General features: G+C 39.1%; 10 protein-coding genes. 3 read left to right on the top strand and 7 right to left on the bottom strand.

The window, feature by feature from the left end:
* Position 1 precedes the first annotated feature (1 nt).
* The 4 genes from BLQ57_RS13205 to BLQ57_RS21725 all read right to left on the bottom strand — a co-directional run bounded on the left by BLQ57_RS13205 (position 2) and on the right by BLQ57_RS21725 (position 9,843).
* Positions 2 to 1,132 (bottom strand): phospholipase D-like domain-containing protein, encoded by a 1,131-nt coding sequence (locus BLQ57_RS13205; RefSeq protein ID WP_087939980.1) that lies wholly within the window; start codon positions 1,130 to 1,132, stop codon positions 2 to 4.
* Between the two features lie 62 nt (positions 1,133 to 1,194).
* A complete protein-coding gene (locus tag BLQ57_RS13200; RefSeq protein ID WP_087939979.1) occupies positions 1,195 to 1,770 on the bottom strand; it encodes a hypothetical protein in 576 nt (191 codons plus the stop codon).
* Between the two features lie 28 nt (positions 1,771 to 1,798).
* A complete protein-coding gene (locus BLQ57_RS13195; protein WP_087939978.1) occupies positions 1,799 to 4,624 on the bottom strand; it encodes a helicase-related protein in 2,826 nt (941 codons plus the stop codon).
* Complete coding sequence (locus BLQ57_RS21725; RefSeq protein ID WP_087939977.1) at positions 4,621 to 9,843, bottom strand: DEAD/DEAH box helicase; 5,223 nt, start codon at positions 9,841 to 9,843, stop codon at positions 4,621 to 4,623. Before BLQ57_RS21725 ends, BLQ57_RS13195 begins: the two co-directional genes overlap by 4 nt.
* 461 nt (positions 9,844 to 10,304) lie before the next feature.
* Between BLQ57_RS21725 and BLQ57_RS13185 the strand changes: the two genes are divergently transcribed.
* Complete coding sequence (locus tag BLQ57_RS13185; protein ID WP_087939976.1) at positions 10,305 to 15,236, top strand: PKD domain-containing protein; 4,932 nt, start codon at positions 10,305 to 10,307, stop codon at positions 15,234 to 15,236.
* A complete protein-coding gene (locus BLQ57_RS13180) occupies positions 15,233 to 16,258 on the top strand; it encodes a PorP/SprF family type IX secretion system membrane protein (RefSeq protein WP_087939975.1) in 1,026 nt (341 codons plus the stop codon). Before BLQ57_RS13185 ends, BLQ57_RS13180 begins: the two co-directional genes overlap by 4 nt.
* 58 nt (positions 16,259 to 16,316) lie before the next feature.
* Here BLQ57_RS13180 and BLQ57_RS13175 read toward each other — a convergent pair whose 3' ends face one another.
* Positions 16,317 to 16,838, bottom strand: a complete 522-nt coding sequence (locus BLQ57_RS13175) for a hypothetical protein (RefSeq protein WP_087939974.1) — start codon at positions 16,836 to 16,838, stop codon at positions 16,317 to 16,319.
* Between the two features lie 156 nt (positions 16,839 to 16,994).
* The gene (locus BLQ57_RS13170) at positions 16,995 to 17,684 is read right to left on the bottom strand and encodes a hypothetical protein (RefSeq protein WP_087939973.1); all 690 of its coding nucleotides are present in this window, start codon (positions 17,682 to 17,684) and stop codon (positions 16,995 to 16,997) included.
* 841 nt (positions 17,685 to 18,525) lie between these two features.
* On the opposite strand from BLQ57_RS13170, the gene BLQ57_RS13165 reads away from it, so the two are divergent.
* Positions 18,526 to 20,250 (top strand): hypothetical protein, encoded by a 1,725-nt coding sequence (locus BLQ57_RS13165; RefSeq protein WP_087939972.1) that lies wholly within the window; start codon positions 18,526 to 18,528, stop codon positions 20,248 to 20,250.
* Between the two features lie 25 nt (positions 20,251 to 20,275).
* Here the strand turns inward: BLQ57_RS13165 and BLQ57_RS13160 are convergent.
* A partial coding sequence (locus BLQ57_RS13160) for an ATP-binding protein (RefSeq protein WP_175444673.1) occupies positions 20,276 to 20,501 on the bottom strand: 226 nt, incomplete at its 5' end.

Here is a 20,501-nt window from a genome sequence, read left to right as displayed (position 1 = left end):
GTTAGTCTTTAAATCTCTCACTTAAGTCATAGATGAAGTCATCCAAAACCGCAAAGTTTTTGATATTGGCTTGGTCACAGGCCTCCCTGAGGAAACTTGCCATTACCTTATATTTTTGGCCTTCATCAAGACCTTTTGGAAGTCTGATTCCGAATTCTTTAAAAACCAGATCAGATCTTGAGTTAGCCACAAAATATTGATGCGGATCATGCGCAGTAAGGACTTTAGAAATCAACGCTTGGGCTGCCCCTTCAATTTTATAATCCCCTCCTTTGACGACTGCACTTTGGTATCGTTCTGCGAGGTCTATAGATTCATCAACAAGCATTCGCAATGTTTTTCTGAAATCCTTAAGCTTTTCTATGATATGACTTTTGTTGATTTCTCTCAATTTCCCGAGAGGATCAATAGAGAAAAAGTAGTTAAGATCAGGATTCTTGAAATCATTATCATAATCCAAACTCTGTTTGATTTCCTTCACTGCCTTCAGTCTGGTTTTTCTTCGCTCCTCATATTGGGCTGACTTGCGAAACTTCTTCAATTCCTTGATGAAGTCCTTTTCTTTATCCATAGAGGCTTTTGCCAACTCACGTGCAGAAGTTTTTAACTCCTCATTTTGGCTCTCACTTTTTCTAATCCAATCCGATTTCAAAACGAAATTGGCCTTATACTCTTCCAACCATTCGGGAGTCAGTTTAATACTTTCTCCAGGTTTACAGTATTCATGAAAAATGTTAATCAATGTAGCGCAGGCTTTTTGGTCAGTAGTACGAACTGCTACTTCGTGGTGCTCTTGTAATCCTCCTCCTGTAAGATTTCCAGAGCCGACATAGGCAGCATATTTCCCATTAGAAAACTTGACGATGTAAACTTTTGGATGGAAATAGCCTTTATCTTTCAACCAAACCTTCCAAGTGTTGGAAGTCTTTTCGAGTCTAAAAAGCTCCTGTAAAACATCTGTTGGAGTAGGTAAATCAACCCCAACAACGATGTTCACTTTAGCATCTGTCGCTGCCTTGGTCAGAAACTCCAAACCTTTATTGGAAACCATCGCAACAGCCACCCAAATCTCTCGGGCTTTTTTCAGGTCTTCCTTCAGGTCTTTACCAAGTTGTTGTATGATCTGTGTCATTTTGTGTTGTTTTTCAATTCTGCTTTACATTCTAATCTGAAAAATGATCTTCGAATTTGGCCTTAAACTGTAATGATGTAATATTTCCAAAGAGTCCCTTCTAAAGCGGTTAATGTCTGCCACGGTGCTTCATGATAATTATTCAAATCAATTCTTCCTTTGCTTTGTAAAAAGGCAGGTAATTGCTCAATGTGGGTTTCCTCAAAATTTACTGTATCTCCGTTGAACATTTGATAAAGCATTCCATTTACACGAGGTGCATTCCAAAAAGCAGGTGCTGGTGTTGCTAAAATTGAAAATCCACCATCAATTCGTGCATCAGAAAGCTGTTCCAAAAATTTCACATCCTCCAATGCCTTGTACATAGCATTAGGAACACCACTGTTGCCTAAAGGTGCCTTCAATTCAACCACATACCTTAATCCATCTGCCGAAGTGATAAATAGATCCATCTCCTTTTTCAAAAACTGGGTTTGGTTTTGAAAAATTCTGGATACGGGAAACTCCAACTTCACATTCAAATCAGGGTAGTTATTCCTCAGAAAAATAGCAAGCTCATATTGCAGTCCAGCTTCATTATATAATTCAATTGGGTTTTGTTGAATCGAATTAAAGAAAGCTTCTATTCTTTCAATCATAAATTTTTGTTTTTAAAAACCATTCCCATTAATCTAATGTGATTTTCTTAAGTTGAGGTAGGAATACATAGACTCCCAATATATCCGGAGGTAAAATCGGATGCACTGCCTCATAACGTTTGCCACCTACCAAGCTCTTGAATCGACCATGCGCTTCTACCAATTTCACTGCTCTTTCTTCGGCAAGATCTGTGAACTCCTTGATTTTGTTTTGAAAGAGCACCATTTGGTTATCGAAGACATCCTGTTGTCTTTCTGGGCTTAGATTTTGGCTACTTTCAGCCTCAAACAACAAGGATTTACAGGCTTGATAGTCCAAGATGTTTCCATTCAATGCATTACCTTCAAAGCCCCAGAGGTACATTTCCTCTGAAATGTTTTCGACTTTGCTCTGTACCTCTTTAATGACATTTCTAACTCGGAACTGTATAATGGTGGTCTGAATGGTGACGCTATCGGATTGAATCACAGAAGCTCTTGCCACTTGATCAAAATCAGCCTTTGGCTCAAAGGCAAGAGATAGCAGGAATTGACACAGCTGCTCAGTGAATTTGTGGTTTCTACCAATGTAGGTAAATCCTTCCGGAGTAGGGGAGTGAAAACTAATCAGGTAACTGTTTTTTGAACCCAGTGTCTCCCGGATATGGGGAGGAAGATTCTGGATAAAAATTTTATACCCTTTTTCCTGTTTCTCATATGACCCCTTCAAATGTACAATTCCATTAAGGACTAAAGTCCCAACCGATTTGATGTCTCCTATGGCCTCATCTACAGCCTTTAGATCATCCTCAATTTCACTTTGAGGGACTGACATATGAGCAAAAATGCTACGAAGGTTTTTTGCTTTTTCTTTTGCGGCTTCAAGCTCACTTGAAATAATGGATTGATTATAATCACTTCCAAAATCAATCGAAGACTGGCTTGCCTGAAGTGCTTTCTGGGGATCCAAAAGTACTTCATTAAGTACTGCATCCATGATCGAACGATTATCCTCTCCAAGGCTAATACTTACACCAGTGGACTTTTGGATATCCCTTACTTTCCGAATCAAGACCTTCAAGACAATCGCATCAATCGGATTATCCTCTCCCCACAGCAACCAGGTTCTGACTGTCTCACTTGGCTGACCGTACCGATCCACCCGGCCTTCACGCTGCTCCAGTCGGTTTGGATTCCATGGTAGATCATAATGCAGTACTGCATTAAAATGATCCTGCAAATTGATCCCCTCACTCAAACAATCAGTAGCCACGAGTACACGCTTTTCGGATTCTCCCATTACCTTAATTTTTTCTTTCCGCTGTTCATCCGGGAGTTCCGAGGTAATGGCCTGAATTTCTATTGATTTTGGCAATTGCTTTTTTAAAACATCGGCCACATATTTTGCTGTAGAAATGTATTTACAAAATATAATGGGATGATAACCATCTTTAATCCATTGCTTAATGTGCTTGACTGCTTCACTGACTTTATAATCCTGATTGATGGTAGCAAGATTTTCCAGATCAGAGGCGAGACTTTTTAAAATTTCCAACTCACTTTCTCCCAGACCAGCTTGATCAAGAAGCTCTATTTGCGTAGAATCTGTGTCTTCTTCCAATCTTTCGATAACCGGGTTCTCTTCATAGTCAACGGGATCTTCAGCTTGAGATCTTTGGATTCGGCCCTTTAGCATTTCAAGCCCTGCTGCTGGTGATGACATGATTCCTCTCAACAAAGCCAAGGCTGCCCAATACTTTCCTTTTAGGCCTTTATTTTTTTCTGCTCCCTGTGTTAGTCCTCTGGCAAATGCCTGAGCGTCTCTGAAGAAATCCCGGTAATCTGATGAAAGTTTATAGGCTACTTCCTTTGTGTCTCTATCGGGAAATGGGGTCTCCTCAGAAAGCCACTTTTTGATATTTTCTCTTTTTCTCTGAATAAAGTGTTTGGCGATGGCTTCTCTGTTTTTTGGTCCCATAGATTCCATAGTTAGGGATCCGAACTCAGGCTTAAGAAGTCCAAGAAGTGATTGAAATTCTTCATCCTTTCCACTGTGTGGAGTAGCTGTCAACAAAAGGAGGTGTCGATTGGCTATTTTTGCAAGATCATGAAGTAAATGGTACCGCTGTTGCTGGGAAGGAGATTTGGCAGAAGCCGGCATAGTCGCAGTGTGCGCTTCATCTACGATCACGAACTCCGGGCAGTCATTTAAGAAGATGGGTTTTCTTCGATCATTTTTGATATAATCGATAGAAATAACTTGGTAAGGTAATGCTTTAAACAAGCTCTCAGATCCTGGAAGTCTTCTTTCTAAGGAAGACACGGTACTACTTCGGATTATTTCGGCATCTATATCCAGCTTATCTTTCAACTCCTTTTGCCATTGTTCACATAAATGTGGTTGGCAGACCACAGCAAACCTTTTGACTTCAGCTCTTTCAATCATTTCCCTTAGGATGATTAAAGCTTCAACAGTTTTTCCAATTCCTACATCATCTGCAATCAAGAGCCTTACAATATCTTGTTTTAGAGCCATTACCAATGGTACTATTTGATATGATCTTGGTCTAAATGACAATTTTCCCATAGCCCTGAATGGACCACTGGCATTTCGGAATGAAAGTCTTGAAGCTTCGAAAAGGAGTTTGGCTGTTTCAAAATCTCCAAGGTCATTAGTTTTTGGCTCAGGAAATTTGGCTTCCTTCCAATTATCCTCCTGAATTTGTAAAGGCAAATAGATTCCTGTGGCCTCATCATCAGATCCTCCCAAAGGTTTTACTTTCAGAATATCAATATCATCGGAGGGCAGAACTACCCATTCTCTTCCTCTTAGAGAGATGAGTTTTCCGGGAGATGGTTTTTCTTTTACAATCATGCTTTTCTAAAAATGTCTTTTCTTCTATTGACCAGTTCTTCTACAGGTTCTCTGTAATACCATTCAATTACATCCACCCCATTATCTCTTAAAATTCCCCTCTTGTGAGAATCATCCTCTCTCACTTCATTTCGGTCGTGAACCGATCCATCACAGAACATCACAGCTTTGATACTTTTATCTTTATTGAGAAAAACAAAATCTGCACTGATATAAAATCCCAAGACCTTGTTCAGATTGACCTGAGCCTTATCAGGAAGGATAAGATTATTCTTGTAGCAATATTCAATCAGTTTCTTCTCCATGGTGGAGTTGGTGTCGTACTTTGACAATAACTCTTGATAATGGTTTTCTCTATCAAAATGGCCACTATTTCCTGCTCCTGTATTGTCTACCTCACAGATCATCAATAATTCTAAAGCACTTTTTATTTTAAATCGGTCTAATTTGTCATGAAAACGTTGATTATAATAGGACAGCAAGTCATCATAACTCGCTTTCGGCTTTTCAGGAGCCAAATCTTGCTTAGATTCGGGATCAAAATGCATTTGCCTATATGCTTCTTCAAAGATCTCTCTAAGCTTTTCGGGATTTCTAACCAACTGGGATAGGATACCCAGGCTTCCTTCTGCAGACTCATAAATCAAGATATTTCTGGAATCTTCAGGCCCCATAAACCAGATCCCCACTTCTGACTCCTCTATCTGAAAAACTTGTTCTATCGCTCGTTTCAAAGCATATGTTAATGAAATAACACCATTCTCATCTAATTCGAGCGCCTTGATAGGCTGCATGTAAAGACTGTCTGCAGTATCAGTTGTAAACAAATGTACTGTCATAGCAGGATCATTTTCCCGATCCTGATTCTCAAGCTCAGACTGTTTAAGCCACTTGCCGGAAACCTTGCCAATAATAAACCCTGCATCTTCACCTTTGGAAGATTTCCATTTTTTGTTTACCTGAATGAGAGTTGAAGCAGGACAATAAGTAAGATTCATCAAAGGATGACCTGAAGCACTTAGGACAGCTTGTTTGGTGTGTTCGATACCTTTAGGATAATTAAAATATTGCTCCATCTCATAGCCGGAGGACATTCGTTCTTCTTCTTCAGACGAAATTCTCTCTTGGGGCCAGGTATCGGTTTCTACCAATTCCATAATGTTTTTATACACCATTGCATTGGATTGACCTTTTAATGGCTCATGGGTAATAGGATCATTATTAACCGACTTTCCGGCTTCGCCAAGCCAAGCGTAACCAGTTTTTGTAGATATTTTGAGTGATTCTGTTTTTGCATCTGCATCTGAAAGCTGCATTCTTGTCACTCTGAATTTCCCCCCATTGTGGTAGATCAAGTTTCCTGGACCAAATTCACGAAGGGCTATGAAACGAGGCCTTGAAATGAAGGTACCATCATCTTTGCTTCTTTTGCCAATAAATGCTCTGACAGGAAGTCTTGTGAAATTATAGCCAGGAAGGAATCCTTCTGCTGCCAAGTATCGATACACATAAAACTCGGATTCATTGGTACCATCTCTTTTGGATACGTTTAGAAGAAGGTCCCTTTGTCTGTGCCCGATTGCAACCATTCGTTTTGCTTCTCTTGCCTGACTACTATCAGAGCTGTAGGTGGGATCCTTGATGATCGCCGTACCTTTTTCTATTAGGTTAGCAGCATTTCGAAAGAGCGTTCTCCATCTGTCAAAGCTATTGTCAAGATTTTTTAGAAAACTATCACACTTGCCAATCATCCAATCGTCCGTAAACCATTCCGTTTCTTCAAGCTTAGGGAATTTATCGACAATCACTTTTTTAAAGCCTGAAATCCAAAAATGCCTATAGTTAGTTTTTTGATCTTCTATAAAGACCTGAATTTTTTGAAATAAAGCCAATTCTTTCAGGTCCTCTATATTGATAAAATCCTTAACTGAAGATTGAATATTGCTCAATCCAAGATTCATAAAAATAAATGCATTCAAATGAGATGCAATTAACTCTTCATTCAAAAGGTCTATTCTTGGAGCATTTACAGCTCCTGCAACCATTTGAATTGAGTTTTTAAAGTAATGCCTATCATGAGGAGATTTACTTGAACAGTAGGTAAATACAAGCGCAGTTTGCCCGCTTCTGCCTGCCCGACCACTTCTTTGTGCGTAGTTAGCTGGATTAGGTGGCACATTTCGCATGTGGACAATACTTAGGTTGGCAATATCAATCCCCAACTCCATGGTAGGAGAACAATACAACGCAGAGATATTACCTTTCCTGAATTCTTCCTCCCTTTCGATTCTATCTCGGGAAGCCACCTGTCCCGTATGTTCGCTGGCTCTAAAGAATTTATCGAAATCTCTAAAATCCTGTTGATAGAATTTCTTAAAATAATGATTAGGCTTGATCTCAAGTCCGTCACCTGTAGTATTGATTCTAACTTCATCTGTAAGAACAGACTTACCGTCACCCAATTTCCAAACCACCATCTCTCCCCGAAGCCTGAAACCATTTACTTTAGCTTTGTCTCCATCAATCTCTTGTAAGGATAAGAAATTCCCTCTTTTCAGAGTTAGGCAAAGCGAATTGATATATTCTGCAAGCGCTTTTCCTTTGATGGGGTCTAACCCATGTCTTATAAAAAGTCTTTTGATATACTTTCCAAGATTACTTGTAGCCCCAATACTCTCAAGGTAAATCCCTTTCCTTGTCCTACCAGGTCTTTCTACAACCAGAAATGGAGTTCTTTCCAAACGTTCATCTGCTTCAAGTGACCATTCTTTTTCTGGATCGAGCCGCTGCTTCAGTCGTTCTTCCAAAGCTGTGCGATTGCCATCGTCAAACAAATAATAATCAAAAGCAAAAGCAGTCCGAAAGTAATTCAGTACATGAAGAAGCACGTTCCTCCGTACTTCAACTTCCAGCTTACTAAGTAAGTCATCCTTTTCGAACATACTTTCCTTTGCAGCAAAATCCTGCAACTTTTTGTAATCGATATCTAAAAGGGCACACTGTTCCAGATTAGGGGTATTATACCTCCAACCTCTTCTCAGGTCATAAAGAATCCTAACCTTTAAGTAATCTTTTAGGGCTTTTTCATTCTCTTCATCTGGCCAATCAGGATCACTTGGATTTTTTGCGTAATGATCTTCTTGGAGTCCGAGTGTTTTAAAAACCTCATCTGAAATAGTATCTATAGTAAGACTGTTGTCATGAGCGTTTTTGAGTGCTCGATAGATGGAAGACCTTAGTCTTCCAATCATCAAAAAGTCATTAAAGTGACCGGTTTGGAGAGAAGCATCTTGCCTGTTATCAGTAAAGCTCATAACCTTTTGATCTTCAAAAGGTGTCTTTTGCTCAAACTGTGCTTTCAAAATACTAAAAGTAGCAATAGTGGTGGCAGTACTTCTTCCCACATTACCCACTTTCATCAACTTGGTATTTTCCTTTGTTCTTGGGTCATAAATGACGCCACATGTCGGATCAATAAATAATGGCGCAGCAATGAACCATCCATATTGATCCAAGTCATTTTCCTTTTGGGTGGAGAATCTACCTGAGCTATTGAAGTAAATTTTTTGAGGTATCCTGAACTCGTAATAATTGTCAACTACAATTTGACCTCTCTTTTCTTTCCACCATGTTTCGGGGAGAGAATCTATCATTTCCTCTAACCAAATATCCTCTCCATTTTCTGGTAGCAGTAGGTAGCCTGATTCAAAATCATTTTCTGTAAGTTTTCTCCTTGACTTATTTTCAGAATTACTTCCTTTTAGTTCTTCCTTGGTGATTCTATCGGGAAGATCATCAGGCTCTCGAGGCATAAGTCTTCCATCTTGAATGTTCTTTTTAACGCAAATGAAATCATGCCCAGAATAACGGCTAAACAAAACAGGAAAAATAAAACGCCCTTGATCACCTTCTTCGGTATATCTTCCATCTTCCAGAGTAATTACTCTTGACATTCTATCGTCTAAGGTGACGTAAACATTACCGGTCTGAGATATGAATTGATGGATTTTGAAAGGAAGAAAGGATAATCTTTTCGCAGCATTTTTCTTATTCAATTCCTCTGACCACTCAAAGAATCTGATTAGATACTTTTCGCATTTTTCTTGATCCTCTAACTGAGCAGCTTCATTCAATCTTGAAATTATATTGCTCAATTCTAATGGCTTAGCCCTTTTAATCAGACCACTTTCATCAAAATCCAGTGCTATTTTTCTTTCTAACCAAATCGCTAATGGATGATTTTTAAACGATTCTTCAGATCCCTCTTTATCAATTTTTTTGATCATCACTTCCTGAAGCTCAAATGCTCCAGGCTCTTTAGCTTTAGGGTTAGTAACCGTCTCAAGAGTTTCTCCTATTATTTGATTCTTTTCGAATTTTTCCCCGAATATTTCAGTAGCTACTTTGGCAACAACTTCCTTCTCATCGAAAACACCTTCTCCTGAAGCCATTGTAGCTGAAGTCCCGATTGATAATATTTTTTGATGGCAAAGAGATTTAAGCCTTCTGATCAACATGGAAACATCGGCTCCTTGTCTGCCACGATAGGTATGCAATTCGTCAAAAACCAAAAATTGCAAATTTGCTGCAATGGATTCCCTGATGGCTTTTTCCTTTCCCCTGGTTAAGAGAAGTTCAAGCATCATATAATTAGTCAATAAGATATCAGGCATCTCTGCTTCTGCGCTTTCGCGTTCATCTTGAGACTCTTGGCCCGTATACTTCCGAAAAGTAATTGGGAAATCACTACCATAATTTTCTTGAAATTTCTGAATCTCTTTGAATTGAGAGTTGATCAGAGCATTCATAGGGTAAACCAAAATCGCCTTGATTCCCTTTGTACCATGGTTTTTAAATAATTCATTAAAGATTGTCCCCAAAAAAGTCAAAGACTTTCCTGAACCCGTACCAGATGTGACTATAAAAGAGGACCCTGAAGTACCTAATCGTATAGCTTCTTCTTGATGGGTAAAAAGTTGATACCCTTTGAATACCCTATTCATTTTGGGCTGTAAAACACCTTCCATTACCAGACTTTCCAGAGTAGCCGCCTTTTTATATGATGGATTAAATTGAATTAATGGCTCTGGAATATAGGATGTAGTTCTAAAAGCCTCATCTACCACCTTATTGATTCTGGGGTCCTGAATAATATTAAAACTTTTCAGGTACTCCTTATAATCGTTGACGATTTGTCTATGAACTTCAAATGCTTGCATTAGTAAAAGTCTATAACTAAAAACTCAAATAAAAATAGTATTATATTTCAAATACTAAAATCAATATCTGTCAAAAGGTTAACTTTTTTCAAAATTTGACCATACCGGCAAGAATTATCCAATTCCCTTCCCATATGATATCATCAAGTTAATTGAGAAAATAGCCAGAATTAGATTAATGACACCAATTGTCTAAAACCTTACTTCAAGATGATTACCTCTTGTAAATTTGAGATAAAGCCTATACTTTAACCTCCTCAAAATTTAATTTTCATTTTCGATCAGTTTCAATCCGACCTGAAGAAATAGAGGATAAACTTTTGTGATCCAGAATTTAATTATTGACCTATGCTTTTTTCAGATACTTTCAAAGACCAAAAAGAACACCAAATCTATCTACTCTTTCAAGAGGACCCTCCCCTATTTATCTACCTCGGTTTTTCAAAATCTGAAAGAATAAGATGAATAAATTCTTTAAAATAATACTCCTTTTTTTGGTTTTGGCATCAAGTATCTCCATTGCCAATTCGGCTTGGATAAGTAGATTCAAAGCCTCTTTCCCCTTATCAGGAAGTCGCACGAATGATCCAGTCGCTGATTTTACTTTTACTCCAAACAATGAATGTGCTGATCAGTCAGTTCAGTTTACCAACCAATCTACAGGAACAGGATTAACTTATCAATGGGACTTTGGCGACGGTAATACTTCCACTCAAGAAAATCCAACTTATACCTTTTCGAGTGCTATAGGAGGAGGTACAAGAGATTTCGAAGTAAAACTGACTGTAACTGACTCAGATGAGAATGACGTTTCCATAGAAAAAACAGTTACCGTAAAAGAAATCCCTTCTTTAATGGTTTCAAGTGATCAAGATGACACCACATTTGATGGATTACAGTATTACATCATTTGTGAAAACGAACCCTCTGAGTTCACCTTCTACAATGCTGCAGCTACCAATGAAAATAATACACTTTACGAAATAGATTGGGGAGATGGAAGCGCTGCTTTTAGCGGGGCAAATTGGACGAGTTTAAGCCATACCTATTCGGTGGGTATTTATAAGATCACCTATTCGGTAACTTCTCAGAATGGATGTAATATTTCCAGAGATTATGGTGTATTCGTAGGATCAAACCCTGCTGTGGGCTTAGGAAACCCGGGAAATACGAACGTTTGTGTAGGCGAGATGCTTACCTTCCCGATTTCTGGTACCGAAAACAATCCTGACGGAACCGTATATACCGTAACATTTTCAGACGGATCTACCCCACAGGAATTTAATCATCCTCCCCCTGCTACTGTTTCTCACACGTTTACCAAAACTTCCTGTGGAACAACTTCAGATGGATTTGACAATTCTTTTTCAGTAAAAATTGTAGCCACCAATCCCTGCGCGGTTTCACAAGCTTCCGTCGTTCCCATTTATGTCTCAGAACCCCCAATACCACTAATTAGTATTCCACAAGATGTGGTCTGTGTCAATGAATCTATTCAGATTAGAAATCTTACCAATTTTAATGTAGAAGTTGGAAACAATGGAGTTTGTAGCGAAACCAAAAGGTTTGTTTGGGAGATAGAACCGGCTACAGGTTGGACCTTGCAGAGTGGAAGTTCACTTGGGAGTCGACCTAATCCAACTTCTCCCAATTCTTGGACTTCAGGAAGTGAAAACTTAGTGCCACGCTTCACTCAACCAGGCACGTATACGGTAAAGCTTATCACTGGTAACCGATGTGGTATTCAGGAGGAAACAGAAACGATCTGTATCATCCCTACCCCAGACGCATCATTTGACCTTAGTGCCACCGAGCTTTGTGAATCAGGCGAAATTCAAGTCACGAACACTTCCAATATTCTTGGAGCTTGTGGAAATACTTCCAGCTTATTCAACTGGTCTATCTCCTACAATCAGGGCAATTGTGGGAACGGCCCAGATTGGAATTTCATTAATGGAACAGACGCTTCTTCAGAAAATCCAGAATTTGAATTTCTTAGCCCCGGATCTTACACCCTCCAACTTGCAATCAATTCAAGTTGCGGAGTTTATCGGGAGTCACAAGTTATTACCGTCTCGGCACCACCTCTTGTGGAAATTCAAAACCTTCCTGCAGGATGTGGAAGTTCTACAATAAGTCCTACAGCCGACATTCGATTATGTGATCAAAGCACCCCCTCCTACCTTTGGACCTTTGAAGATGGAGTTCCGGCGACGTCTACGGAACAAGTGCCGGGAGAAATCGAATTCACTTCAACGGGAGCGAAAAAAATCACTTTAAAGGTGACTACAGCATGTGGCATAACGGTAAGTGAAAAAACATTCACTATTGCCGAATCTCCCACTTTAGATGCTGGGCCAGATACAGAAATCTGTAATGGCGAGGAAATCCAACTGAGTGCTACAGCAAATGGAGGTAGCGGTAATTACACCGTACAGTGGTCTGCTAATCCTCCTTCAGCAATTACAGATCAAGGCACTTTTACCCCAACTGTAAAACCAAGCATCACCACAGTTTACACTGCCACCGTCACAGATACGGATACCGGATGCCAGGAAGTCGATGAAATTCAGGTAACGGTCACACCTGCTCCAACGATTTCTTTTGATCAGCCTAACCAAGAGATTTGTTCGGGAGAATCGACGCTTCCCGTTACCATCACTTCAAACCCAGCGGGGGAAACCATTACGTGGACTGCACAGGCTAACGGAGTCACTGGAGCTGATGCAAATGGCAGTAATACTATTCCTGCTCAAACTTTGGTGAATACGGGCAGTACCCCAATTGAAGTAATCTATACTGCTGAAATCAGCAATGCCTCACAGGGAAACTGTGCGGTAGTCCCTGTTCAATATATCATCAAAGTAAACCCAATCCCTGATTATCAAAACGAAGAATTGGAGATTTGCAGTGGTGAAAGTTTCAATTTTCAACCCAATGGATTTATTACCGGCACTACGTTTACATGGGATGAAACTTCACCCAACGAAATTCAAGGGGCTTCTGAAAGTTCAACCCCATCCAGTGCTATTTCCCAGCAACTGGTTAACACCAGCAATCAACTTCAAGCAGTACGATACCTCATTACACCTAAGTTAGGAGATTGTACAGGTGATCCTTTTGAGCTTCTGGTTAAAGTGGCCCCTTCTCCTTCCATTAATTTTTCAGTACCTGATCAAATACTTTGCACAGGAAGTACCTCTCAGGCAGTAACCCTAAGCTCAGACGTTACCGGAGCCACTTTTTCATGGACAGCGAGCCCTCAAGTTACTGGACTTAGCAGTACCTCAGGAACAGGACCCGAAATTCCTGCAATGACTTTAGAAAACCCGACCAATGCTCCAATAGAAATCCGATTTGAAGTACTGGTGAATACAAATACTGCGGGGAGTTGTTCAGGAACACCAAGAGTCTATACCATTACAGTAAACCCTGATATAACAATACAGGCTACAATCCCTGATTACAATGGATTTCAGATCAGTTGCCATGGAGCCAATGATGGAAGTATAAAACTGGCTATCTCCGGAGGCAATGGTCAATATGATATCGATTGGACTGGTCCAAATGGTTTTTCGTCAAGCTCAGAATCGATAGAAAACTTAGCTCCAGGAACTTACACAGCTACCATAAAGGATGAATTCGGTTGTGTGGAAACTCGTACCTATACCCTAAATGAACCCGCTCCACTGACTGCAACTTTGGCTTCAAAAACTGATGTACTTTGCGCAGGTGATGAAAGCGGAGAAATAGTGCTTGACATTGCTGGCGGAGTGAATGCTCAGCCTTACACAGTATCTTGGAAGAAAGACGGGGTTGATTTTCCGAAATCCGGATCGATACTATCCCTGCTCCCAGCAGGAGAATATCAAGCTACCATCAGAGATGTGAATGGATGTACGCTCACTCCACCGTCCATTACAATCACTGAACCTGATGCGGCTTTGTTTATAGATTTCTCCAAAACTGACATTAGCTGTTACGGTGCAAACGACGGGTCATTGGATTTAAATGTAAGCGGTGGCTTTCCTCCTTATACCATTCAGTGGACTTTTGGCTCGGCACAAAGCTCATTTGACAATCTTGGTCCTGGTGACTACACCTTAACAGTTTCTGATCAAAGTGGATGTATTCGATCTCAAACCATCACGATTGAAGATGCTCCGCTATTTAGGGTAGATCCTGATGTAAGGCAAATATCTTGTTTCGGAGAAAATGATGGATCCATCAAACTCAATTTACAAGGAGGAGTAGGTGCCTACACCATAAGATGGGATGATGGAAGAGAACTGGAGCAGCTTTTTAATTTGTCTTCAGGAACCTATGGAGTAACTATCATAGATGAGACAGCTTGTGAAATAAGAAGTGAGTTCAATATTGTAGAGCCTGCATTACTTGAGATCGAACCACAAATAACTGACGCATTGGATTGTGATAATACCTCCAGCGGCGAAATCAGGCTTGGAATAAAGGGAGGAACTCCCCCCTATTCGATTAAATGGAGTAATGGATCGACCGATGAGGTTTTAACTGGCATTACCTCCGGCCAATATGCCGTAGAAATAAGTGATGCAAGCTCTTGTACCATAAATCAGGTCTTTGAAGTCAAAAGGCCTCCTACCTTGGCCATTACAGCCTTCCAAAACACCAATATCCAATGTGAACCCAGATCCATTTCTGAAGAAATCAAAATCACGATTTCTGGTGGAGTGGCGCCTTACAGCATTTCATGGTCAGGAGGAAATATCTCTTCGGATCAACGAACCATGACTACTGATCAACCTGGACTTTATAATGTCAATGTCCTTGATGGAAATGGATGTACGAGCTCCCAGTCATTTGAAGTAAAGGATTTGGAAGTAATCCCAGAAGCTGAAATTGAATCTGCCACCTTTGATCAGTACAATTCTTATCTGGTAAATTTTGAAATTCAATTTTGGAACAGGTCTTTCGGACAAATTGCAGCATATCATTGGGACTTTGGAGATGGAAATCAGTCTTTTGAGGAAAATCCTATTCATAAATATGCCGCTGAGGGAGATTATGAAGTAACATTAACCGTTACTGATATTTTTGGATGCAGCGTTTCCATCACCAAAGAGGTGAGTGTTTTGGATTATTACCTGGTCATTCCAGATGCATTTACTCCCAATGGGGATGGCATTAATGATTATTTCTTCCCCCGATTCATAAATATTGAGTCTCTGGAATTTTGGGTATTAAACAAATGGGGAGAGACTATTTATTATACCGATGACTTGTCAGCTGTAGGCTGGGACGGAAAAGTGAATAACACCATAGGAACTCCAGGAAACTACGTCTACAAACTCAGATTCAAAACCTTGGACGGGAGAACCCAAACTGTAACCGACCTATTCCTTTTATTAAAATGAGACTAAAAAAATTACTTTTCTGCTTATTGGTTTTCATTTCAGTAGGAATGGGTTACGCTCAGGATTTCCACTATTCCCAATTCTATGCTGCTCCTCTTTATCTTAACCCGGCACTGACGGGAAGCACAGAATTGTCACGGGTAGGGCTGAATTATCGAAAGCAATGGCCGGGTTTAGCCCACGACTTCAATTCCTATTCTGCCTATTTTGATCACTACAGCTTTGATCTAAGAAGTGGTTTTGGAGTGGCTGTAAACAGCTTTCATGAAACCAATTACAAAATAGTCACATCGGACGTTTCTTTCTTTTACGCTTATAATCTCAAATTATCCGAAAAAGTAAACTTCAGAATGGGTACTCAAGCTGCTTTTGTCCGCAGAAGTGCAGCTTTGGATAATATCGTTTTTGGCGACCAAGTAGATCTGTTTACACGGAGTATTAATCCCACGAGTATTGACCAAATCCCTGACTTTGAACCCTACAATTATCTGGATATCTCTTTCGGAGGCTTGCTAACGACAGAATACCTCTGGTTAGGCTCTTCATTTCATCATGTGAACGAACCTGGTTTGAGTTTTTTCCCTGATGATGATTTTGGCTTTCTTCCCATTAAGTGGAGTATTCACGGAGGCTGGAACTTTCCTTTAGGGGCCAACACCTATTTCGGTTCCAAGTTTGACAATACGGCTTCCATCATGGCCAATTACAAACAGCAGGGCCCATTTAGACAAATTGATATCGGAAGCCAATTGCTCTACCGATCACTGATCACAGGGATGAGCTATAGGGGTATTCCCGGCCTTAGAGGGATGCCTAACCAAGACTCCATTATTCTCATGGTAGGGCTTAAGTTAGACACAGGAATGGTCATAGGATACAGCTATGATTTTATGCTGTCCAATATTGGCGTTCAGACCAAAGGAGCCCACGAAATCTCAGTACGATATCAATTCTTCATGGGAGATCCTCGCTATCGAAACCAAAGAAGCCGATTGCTAAAATGCTTTGATTTTATGATGTAAATGATAGACTGAGAAGCTAAAAAAAATGCCTCCCTTACCAGTTTGGGGAGGCATTCTCTTAAAATCTAACTCCGTTAACTTTTGAAATATAGTATAGAAGCAGGTATTCCACGGAAGTCACTCTAACCATCTTTTGGCTAATGTGAAAGAAATTTCCTGGGAAGACTTTAGGAAAAACCTTCACATGAATAAGCTCTGTATTTTCCACCCAAACGTTATCCTTTGGATTGATGAAAAAGAAACCCTTTTCGTTTTCTCTCTTTAACATCAAAGCGCTGGTGACAGGCATTTCGAAACCAAAGGCTGACTCTTCAACAACCCTATCGGAAACCTTGATTATTGATCCCACAGTACAAAGAATCCCTTTTAGCTCTTGATTTAATTCAAGGCCATTAATCTCAAGTTTCTGACACAAGTCATTAAGAATCCTTTTCTTGCATTTTCTCTGACTTAATGATCTTTTACTTTTAACAAGACATTCAACTAACTGAAAACGAGGATCCTCAGGTCCAAAATAATTGTAAAGGATAACACCCAATTGAGCTGCTTCATCATAGAGCTCTTCTAATTTTAAATCCATGAACGATTTACATTATGTTTTGACTATTCGGAAAGGACTTTCCTAACCAAAACATGGGGGGGTATACGTTGACATGGCTATGAAGCCGGGGGGTGTAATTTTTTTTTCTCTAATTTTTTTCTATTAGTATCTGTGATTTAAATTCTCAAAATGATCTCAGGGTATCTCGATTCGATTATCCAGTTCATATTCCGTATCAACCTCGTCATTAAATTCGTTAGGATTAAGAAACATGAGATCTCGGAATCCTCTAATCTTTTCAAAACCAATACCACACAAGTATTTCGACATTTTTTGTTTTGAAAGAACTTTACTGTACTTTTTCTCTGGCATCTTATCTTTGTAATGAAAAATTATTGGGCTCTTTAAAATTTCACTTAATATTAATGGCTTGTTCAAAATAACAATAAGATCTATACCTTGTCGAAATTGATTTATCAGATCTAATATTGCCTTAAGCATTATTTTTTTACCTCGAAATTCGGGCTTAAGCCAAAAATCATAAATGTAAATGAAATTATTACGCCGATGCCCTAAATCAGTCCACCTCTTGGTGAGCGATTCATGGTATTCATACCCATTTGTTATTTTGAATCCATCGGTAGCATAGAAATCGGAATCCTCATCAAAAATCTCAAAGACTGTAAACTTTTCATCTTCAATTATGTAATCAGCAAAAACCCTGTCAAAAATTACTTCTCCCATCTTGATAGGTTCATCGGAGGCTCCTTCACTATGATCCAAGAAGTAAAGAATCAAAGTGACTTGGTTGATATATCTTTCAGAACGATCAAAGGTTGAATTTGAATTGAACTGATAATTGAAATAAAAGCTTCCTGATCTCATAGCGAAATTATTTTTGTTTGAGGAAGTAATTTGATCAATAATCAGAATATTTTCAAATATTTATACATTTTTTTAAATTTTTATTTGTTTAAATTATATTTTACCAAATAATATCTGTTTTCGAATAAATTATACCCATACCGAAATCTAAAATACTCCATGTCTTTATGAAGAAGCTCACTAAATTAAAGGATAGAGCCACTGAGCCCGTGGCAAATACTCCTTTTAATAAGATGGCATATCTCATCTGAAAAAAGGTTTCTTGCTTAAAAGGATGTTTCCAGAGGATTGATAAATACCGGTCCTTGAGAAATGTAGTATTCACAATCTCAGTAACAACCTCACCAAACCATTCCGTTATGGAGTTTTTACCGAAACTTCCAAAATCACCAAAAACTTGATTTACAGTATGTTAAAAATATTTTTTGTGCTGTATATCAGGAAATAGAAAGAAAGTGAAAGGAATTGAAGAGTCCATAGCTTCAAGTTGACGGGACTTTAATACACCAGTATCAATAAGCAGCACCTCAGCGACCTTCCACTAAGGAATGCAGCTCCTGAAGGAACAGGTAGAAAAGTGCTAATTCTTGAAAAACCTATAGTATACCACTATAGGATTTTCAGAAATTGGCATTTTATGACCAGGCGTTACCAAAAAACTTTCTTCAAGTTACGCTTCTTTTACTATTTGATAATTATTCCGCACACCATTGATTATCTGTAGATTAACCATAAAACTCACACTTTAAAAACCGTACTTAACAAACAACATCCACACCCCGGTCTCTTGCTTTCCACTTCCTGTTTTCGAAAATTCAGGAAAAATTAAATCACAAGAACCATGTTTAAATTACAATTTTACAAGAAAAATTTCTCTGTCAAGGCTACCAAATCACAAATGGCAGAAATGAATGATCAGTTCGAAATAGAAGAATTGAATTCCCTTGAAGAATTTTCAAAACTCCTTTCACCACCTTATTCATGGACTTGGACCGGTGGAATAATGCCAGGTTCAAGAAAAACCAAAAACTGGCAAAGTCAGCAAGTTTTTGGTTTAGATTTCGACACTGGAATTTTACCAGAAGTTGTCATAAGCCGTTGCGAAGAGATAAACCTAATTCCAAATATCATTTACCACACCTTCAGCGACACACCCGCACTGAGAAAGTTTAGACTGGTATTTATTTTAACCACCAGTATAACTGAACCCGAGGGCGCTAAGAATTTCATCAAGTATCTTTTAGAGATTTTTCCAGAGGCAGATGAAAGATGTAAAGATCTGTCAAGGATGTTCCTTGGAGGCAAGGAGTCCAGAATTCTAAATAACAGACTCCACTCAACCAAAGACATTTACCAAAGGACAGATATACACCACTTAGCAAATGGTAAAGGAAATTATCGAAAAATTAACAGGTCTTTAAAGGCACGGGAAAAGCAAGGAGCCAAGCCCAAGTCTTACCACATTCCGCCCGATGAAATTGCTTTAGAACAATTCATGATCAACAAGAATTTTGAAAATCCGGATTGGAGAGGGCTTGAATCGAAAGTAAAGATCTTGGCAGATTTTATTAATGGGGAATGGTTAGGACATAAAGAGATATTTGGCCTCGCTACAAACCTACATTGGTTTAAAGGAGGGATGAAATTTATGAAAGACATCATGCTTGCTCATAATGAAGCAGGTAAAACAAATTATACCCAAAACAACCTTCAGGCAATTCCATATTGCAATAAAATGAAGTATTTTCCTGAAAGCTTGTCGTCGTTTTCTAAATACCCTGAAGATCATCAACTGGGAGACATAACAAAATTAGCAAGGCGTAAGAAAGGATTTATAAAAACCTTATTTACACCACAAAAAATTTCCATTGAAGAGGCAGAACTAAAGCAAAAGGAATTTATCCAAAAGTTCATGTCAAATGAATCTGGCCCTGGTATTTACATACTAAAAACTCACACAGGACTTGGAAAAAGTAAGGAATTAACAGCTCTAAACGATGTGTTAATTGCTTGTCCTACCAACGCATTAAAGGATGAATTATCAGCACAAATGATTGGCGAAACCTCAACTTCAATGGAGCTTCCTCAATTTCAAAATCACTCCCTTAATGAAGAGCTAAGAAAAAAATACGATAGAGGTGATTTTCAAGGGGCAACTATCACACTCAGAGATATAGCTTCAAACAAGAAGGATAAATATCATATCTCGGATTGTGAGTTGGCAAAAAAATATCTAAAATCAAACAAACTACTAAGATCTAATACGAAGGATAACATTCTTACAACCCACGAGAGAGCGCTGTCAGGTAAATCCTCAAAAGAGATCATTATTTTTGATGAAGATCCATTGGACTCAATCTTAAAGATTGGATCATTTACACTGGACGACCTTACTAACTATAAGTGCTCAAAAAATAATACCCATTCTCCAGGGAGCGGCATACTCCAAATAATTAGCCAAGCTTTCAACAACTGTAAACAGGGAGAAGTAAAAAAAACACCATGTATGGATTGGATATTTCGGTCTGACCATGCCAGTCATTTCGGTCAAACCGTGCCACTTTGAAAGATCATTTAAATTAGGTTAATTTTTATTCGTTTTTCAAGATTCCTTTCCTTAAAGATTCTCCTTTCAGATCTAATCGATGGGATGAGTTTACCAGCCTGTCCAATATTGCATCGGCTATGGTGCCTTCTCCGATAAGGTCATACCATGCAGATACGGGTATCTGGGAGGAAACTATCGTTGATGATTCTCCGAAGCGGTCGTCTATGATATCCATGACGATTTCTCTGGTGACCGAATCGAATGCCTGT

The organism is Algoriphagus faecimaris (assembly GCF_900101705.1).
GTDB classification, from domain to species: domain Bacteria; phylum Bacteroidota; class Bacteroidia; order Cytophagales; family Cyclobacteriaceae; genus Algoriphagus; species Algoriphagus faecimaris.
Note: the sequence above shows the minus strand (reverse complement) of the source record. Positions and strands in the feature narration are given on the sequence as shown.

What these genes read in the sequence shown, in the direction of transcription:
- BLQ57_RS13185 (WP_087939976.1), top strand. Translation starts at nt 10,305, where the DNA reads ATGAATAAATTCTTTAAAATAATACTCCTTTTTTTGGTTTTGGCATCA.
- BLQ57_RS13175 (WP_087939974.1), bottom strand. Translation starts at nt 16,838, where the DNA reads ATGGATTTAAAATTAGAAGAGCTCTATGATGAAGCAGCTCAATTGGGT.
- BLQ57_RS13170 (WP_087939973.1), bottom strand. Translation starts at nt 17,684, where the DNA reads ATGAGATCAGGAAGCTTTTATTTCAATTATCAGTTCAATTCAAATTCA.
- BLQ57_RS21725 (WP_087939977.1), bottom strand. Translation starts at nt 9,843, where the DNA reads ATGCAAGCATTTGAAGTTCATAGACAAATCGTCAACGATTATAAGGAG.
- BLQ57_RS13165 (WP_087939972.1), top strand. Translation starts at nt 18,526, where the DNA reads ATGTTTAAATTACAATTTTACAAGAAAAATTTCTCTGTCAAGGCTACC.
- BLQ57_RS13205 (WP_087939980.1), bottom strand. Translation starts at nt 1,132, where the DNA reads ATGACACAGATCATACAACAACTTGGTAAAGACCTGAAGGAAGACCTG.
- BLQ57_RS13200 (WP_087939979.1), bottom strand. Translation starts at nt 1,770, where the DNA reads ATGATTGAAAGAATAGAAGCTTTCTTTAATTCGATTCAACAAAACCCA.
- BLQ57_RS13195 (WP_087939978.1), bottom strand. Translation starts at nt 4,624, where the DNA reads ATGATTGTAAAAGAAAAACCATCTCCCGGAAAACTCATCTCTCTAAGA.
- BLQ57_RS13180 (WP_087939975.1), top strand. Translation starts at nt 15,233, where the DNA reads ATGAGACTAAAAAAATTACTTTTCTGCTTATTGGTTTTCATTTCAGTA.